Genomic DNA, 4,876 nt, shown 5'->3' with positions numbered 1-4,876 from the left:
TTACGCCCGGATTCGCTGGGGCTCATCCGGTCTCACCCCAGGCTATGTTGTGGATGCCCTTTGGGCAAACGTGTCCCCGCAACTAGCCGGCCGCTGCCGTGGGCGCATCGCTTTCATGTGCGGCGTCGAGCATCACGTTGCTGAGCGTCACGTAGGTGATCGTCCAGGCCTGCTTGACCTCGTCGGTAAAGGCCTCGGCAAGCCCTTGCTGGAGCGTCCAGAGCAACGCCTCGCCGACCGTCTGGTAGCTTTCATCGGGGACGCCGTACTTCACGTGCCGCCGCCCCAGTTCTTGGACCGCTGGCAGGATGTCTTCCAGTTTGGTCAGTGACGTGACGGCCAAATTTAACGTCGCCATCAGCTTCTTGCCCTGCTCTTTCATGTCGCCCTTGAAGAGCGGTTTCAGGGAGGGATCGAGCTCAAACAGGCGGCCATAAAACAGTTCTGCGGCTTGCTCGGAAATCGGTTTTACCTTTTCCCAAGAAGACTGAACCAAATCGATTTGCTGAGGAGTCATGCGTCGTTCACTTGTGGTTACGAGTTAATAACAGAGGGTGGGATGCATCCATGCGATTGATGTAGCGAAGGTTGGGTTGAGCGGCGATTAAAGTGGGACGCGGACCAGCACACCGCCCATCACGTCGTCTTTGCCGAATTCGGGATAGTCGTCGCCGCGATTGGGGTGTTCGTTGTGGCACGACCAGCAGGCCTCGGCGACGGCACGGTCGGGATAGACGGCGACGAAGTACTTTTGGTCGCCGAGTTCTTCTTCTCCGTAAAAGTTCTCACCGGGATTGTCGCTCAGGTAATCGAGCGCTGTCTGTTCCAACTCGGTCTTGGCCTGGTGCTGTTCGTTGAGCGGCCATTTACTGCGAAGAGCGTAGGTGAAACCGGCTTCCGGATTTTCGTCGACCAACTCGGCACCCATGCGGAACATTTGCGCCGGCAACGGAATCGAGTTCTCGGTGTCTTCCCAGTATTCGAACGCTTTGACGGGGGCGTCCTGTTTTTGCAGATTCGTCACGACGTGCGTCGCGTACACGGTCCGGTCGGCCATCATCACCGCATGCACGCCGTCGGCAAATTGTTGGGGCGTGATTCCACCGGACGGTGTCGAACTCGCTTCGCTGCTGGTGCAGCCCGGTAACGCGGCCAGTGGCAGTAGCGCGCACACCGAGAGTGCCGCCGCGGCGAGTTGTTGGTTGCGATTCAATTTCATCATGAAAATCCTTCAAGGGAACGAGGCAAAAAAAGAGAGAAAAACAGGGTCATGGTTTTTGAAGACGCGCCTCGCGCTTGGCCCGACGCTGCTCGAACCACTCGTGCGCCATCTGCACACTTTCGATTCGTTCGGTCGGGGCATCGCCGAAGCACGATGTGATCGACCGGGGATCGGCCAACGCGCTGAGTGAATATTCCAGTCCGTGGCAGTGGGTGCAGACCTGTCGGGCCATCGTTTCATTGGGACGCAGGCTCGCGTTCTGGTCATGGTTGACCCAGATCCCGGTCTCGCCTTCGATCCGGGGCAGATGACAGGTGGCACAGGAAACGCCGCTGCCGACGGCACCGCTGCCGGCCAATTCGTCCTGCCACAGCGTGGCGTGTGAGCTGTCGCGGTAAGCCAACGAATGGTCATCGGCGTGACACTGAAGACAGGCTTCCGCGGCGGCGAATTGCGTGTCGAATCGATGGCCGGGATGACAGGCGTTGCAATCGAGTTTGGCATGGGCCTGGCCGGCATGCATCGGCAATCTCGCCTGGTCGGGCGTCATCGCGGGCAGCCCCACGGCCAACCGCATCCCGTGTTTGCCGGTTTGAAAGCTGGCGACTTGGTCGGCATGGCATCGTTGGCAGCTTTCCATGGCGACAGTCTCGGACCATTGTGAATCGTCCTTCCCGCCGTGGCAGTGCGTGCAGTTGACGCCTGCGAGTGCGTGGGCGGTTGTCGCCCAGTCGTCCAGCACGCGTTGATCGACGGCTTCGGCGGGAGGATGGTCGGCTTCATCGATCCCCAGCGGGCGGTCGGGACGAAAGACGCCCGAGAGCGATGCAGCGGTTGACCGTCGGGGCAGTGAAGCGAGTTCCAGATGATCGGGCTGTCCGTGATGATCATCGAGGTACTTTTCGTAAAGCGCACGGTTGTCGTGGTAATTGTGACACCCCGCGGTCGCACAACTGTCGTACGCCATGTCGCGGTGGCTGGGGCGTGAATCGGCGACCTCTTGATGACAATGCCAACAGTAATCGGCCGGCATGGTCAGCCCCATCGTGAGCGTCTGTTCGGGCACGTGTTCTTGATGGCAACTCAAGCAGTTCTGTGCGTCGAGCACCGCCAGTCGCTCGGCGTTGGTCGGGTCGCGGAATTTCTTTGCCGGGTGTGTGTCCTTGGCAAGATCCAACTGTTCGCCATGGCAGCGGATGCAGGCATCTTGCATGACGTCGGATCCGCTCGGCCCGTCCGCCGATCGCCCCGGGTCATGACAGGCGTTGCAGTCCAATTCGATCTGATAGTGTCCGTGCGTCGTTTCACCGGGCAGCCAAGCGGTCGAGCTGATCGAAGCGGGAGCGACCAACCCGAACCCGAAGTAGACGGCGATCGAGAGATTGATCGCCGCCCACGTCAACCATTTCGGTGCGTGGGGAGACTGGCGAAACGCGTTCCAGATCGATCGGATTTGAATGCTCATGATCAATCGCTGAACCAATAAAAACCGAGCACATGAAGCGCGATCAAGATCGGCAACGGCCAGGTCACCCAGAGGTGAATGCGGGTCAATCGGGGGCGCCAGCGACGAATCCACATCCCCAGATTTCCCGACGCGCGGCTCTCCATGCTGCTGGCGATTCCGGCCACCGCGCCCAACGCCGCGGCGGACAAGAAGCAGACCGCGAGCAAGAAATTCAGGTTGTGTCCCAGCCGCATCCCGGTGTGAATGGCGACGCCGAACAGCACGGCCATGCCCAACACGCCGTGCGCGGCCCGCCAAAACCCGTACGAGCCCCAATGAAACCACGTCAGGCGTTTGCGGAGCGAAAAGACGAGCCCCAGCAGCGTCAAGCCGACCAAGGTGAATCCGCTGACCTGGCGACCGAGATCCCCTCGCCAAATTGTCTCGACGGATCGCCACGTCGACTGCACGCTGTCAGTCAGCGGGATCGGCGGAACGACCAGCCAAGCCAGACTGGCCAACAACGCGATCACGCTGGCCACCCACATGGTCTTGGACCCGGGGACTGTGATCGGTTCCGCCGCTGCGGCGCCCGCCAACTGGCCGACCAGACCGCGACAGCTGCCGCAGGCGGTGGACGCACCACATGCCGACGCGATTTGTTCGACGTCTTGTTTGCCGTCATCGATCAATTCGACGATCGTTGATTTGCTGACCGACAAGCACGAACACACGATCGCGTCGGCCGGCCAATCGGTGACCGGCATCGCCCCGCCGGGAGACCACGGGGATCCCGTGTTTAAGAATCGTTTGCGTTGCCAAGGCCACAATCGCGCCCGTTTGGCGATCGCCTGTCTGACTTGTGGCAATTCATCCCAGGGGCCGACACACGACGCGCCGACGATTCGCCCCCGCTCGGTCAACAGTTTTCGATATCCCGATTCGTCATGGTGTGTCACTACGTTGCCGCCGGCGAATTCACCGATCGTCGTGCCCAGCGTGGCGACTTGCACCCCCATCAGTTTCAGTTCTGCCGATTCGTCGGCACCCGCGAACGTCGTCTCACCGCCGGCCAGTCGCTGGGCCAAGACATCGGCCATGCGAAAGCAAGGTGCCGCGAGTCCGAAGACGTGGTCGTGGAACGAGGCGCATTCGCCAATCGCAAAGATGTTCGGATCGCTGGTCTGCAAACACTCGTTGACCTTCACGCCGCGGCGCGGTCCGATTTCAAGCCCCGCCGATTCGGCCAGCTTGTCGTTGGGACGCACGCCTGCGGCGATGACCAGCAAGTCGACGTGCAGATCACTTGCGTTGGAAAACTCAATGCAAATCCCGTTGTCGACGACAGCGATCGATTCGGTGCGGCGGACGAGTTGAACGTCCACGCCCATGCTTTGAATCTTGCGTTTGAGCAGCCCGGCCGCGTCGGCATCGAGTTGCCGCGGCATCAATCCCGGTGCCATCTCAATCACGCTGACCGACAAACCCAGATCCATCAGGATTTTGGCGGCTTCCAATCCCAGCAAGCCTCCGCCGATCACGCCGCCCCGATGCACGTTTCGTGTCGCGCAGTAGTCGCGAATCGATTCCAGGTCGGCGATGGTGCGATAGACGAAAACCCCTTCGCTATCAGAACCCTTGATCGGAGGCACGAAGGCGTGGGATCCGGTCGCCAACACCAATTGGTCGTAGCTATAGAACGAGCCGTCTTGATCGAACACCATGCGCTGCTCGCGATCGATCCGCTCGATGCGACGCCCTGTGATCAGTTCGATGCGATGTTTTTGGTACCAATCCCGCGGTGCCAACAGCAGTTCATCGGCTGATCGACCATCAAAGTAAGTCGACAAGTTGACTCGGTCATACGCCGGCAGCGGTTCGTCACCGATGATCGTGACGTCATAGCCCTGGATCACGCCGCTGCGGACGAGTCGATCGCAGAGGCCAAAGCCCGCCATCCCGCCTCCGACGATCACCAGCCGGGGGCGTTGTGGGGGCGTGACGTGACGCTGGGCGGCGGTTGGACCAACCTGTTGACGATTCGCGAGAGGGGCGTTCAGCGCGGCAACCATGTCCGGGTGGAGGTGAAACCGGGGGAAGAACCGAGGAGATCGACTTCGGTCGACCTCCATGGCCAGACCCGCTTTGCCTAGCAAGGGCCGACCGAGTCACCGCCGCACGCAATCGTTGCGCCAATCCGCACAACT

The 4,876-nt window shown here is 60.7% G+C and carries 4 protein-coding genes; all 4 read right to left on the bottom strand.

Features of this window, described 5'->3' with window-relative positions; all coding sequences use genetic code 11:
* Positions 1-82: 82 nt before the first annotated feature.
* Positions 83-517, bottom strand: coding sequence for a globin family protein (locus ABX749_RS21965; protein WP_095737728.1), 435 nt, complete (start codon positions 515-517; stop codon positions 83-85).
* 87 nt (positions 518-604) lie between these two features.
* Positions 605-1,222 carry a DUF3365 domain-containing protein gene (locus ABX749_RS21960; protein ID WP_372897868.1) on the bottom strand — a complete coding sequence of 206 codons (618 nt, stop codon included), beginning with the start codon at positions 1,220-1,222 and terminating at the stop codon, positions 605-607.
* A gap of 46 nt (positions 1,223-1,268) precedes the next feature.
* Complete coding sequence (locus tag ABX749_RS21955) at positions 1,269-2,687, bottom strand: cytochrome c3 family protein (RefSeq protein WP_372897867.1); 1,419 nt, start codon at positions 2,685-2,687, stop codon at positions 1,269-1,271.
* A 2-nt stretch (positions 2,688-2,689) separates the two neighbouring features.
* On the bottom strand, positions 2,690-4,741 hold the full coding sequence (locus ABX749_RS21950; RefSeq protein WP_372897866.1) for an FAD-dependent oxidoreductase: 2,052 nt from the start codon (positions 4,739-4,741) through the stop codon (positions 2,690-2,692).
* Between the last annotated feature and the right edge of the window lie 135 nt (positions 4,742-4,876).

Origin of the sequence: Stieleria sp. (genome assembly GCF_041595215.1) — a bacterium.
GTDB lineage: Bacteria > Planctomycetota > Planctomycetia > Pirellulales > Pirellulaceae > Stieleria > Stieleria magnilauensis.
The sequence above is the reverse complement of the archived record's forward strand: the minus strand, read 5'-3'. Positions and strand labels throughout refer to the sequence as shown.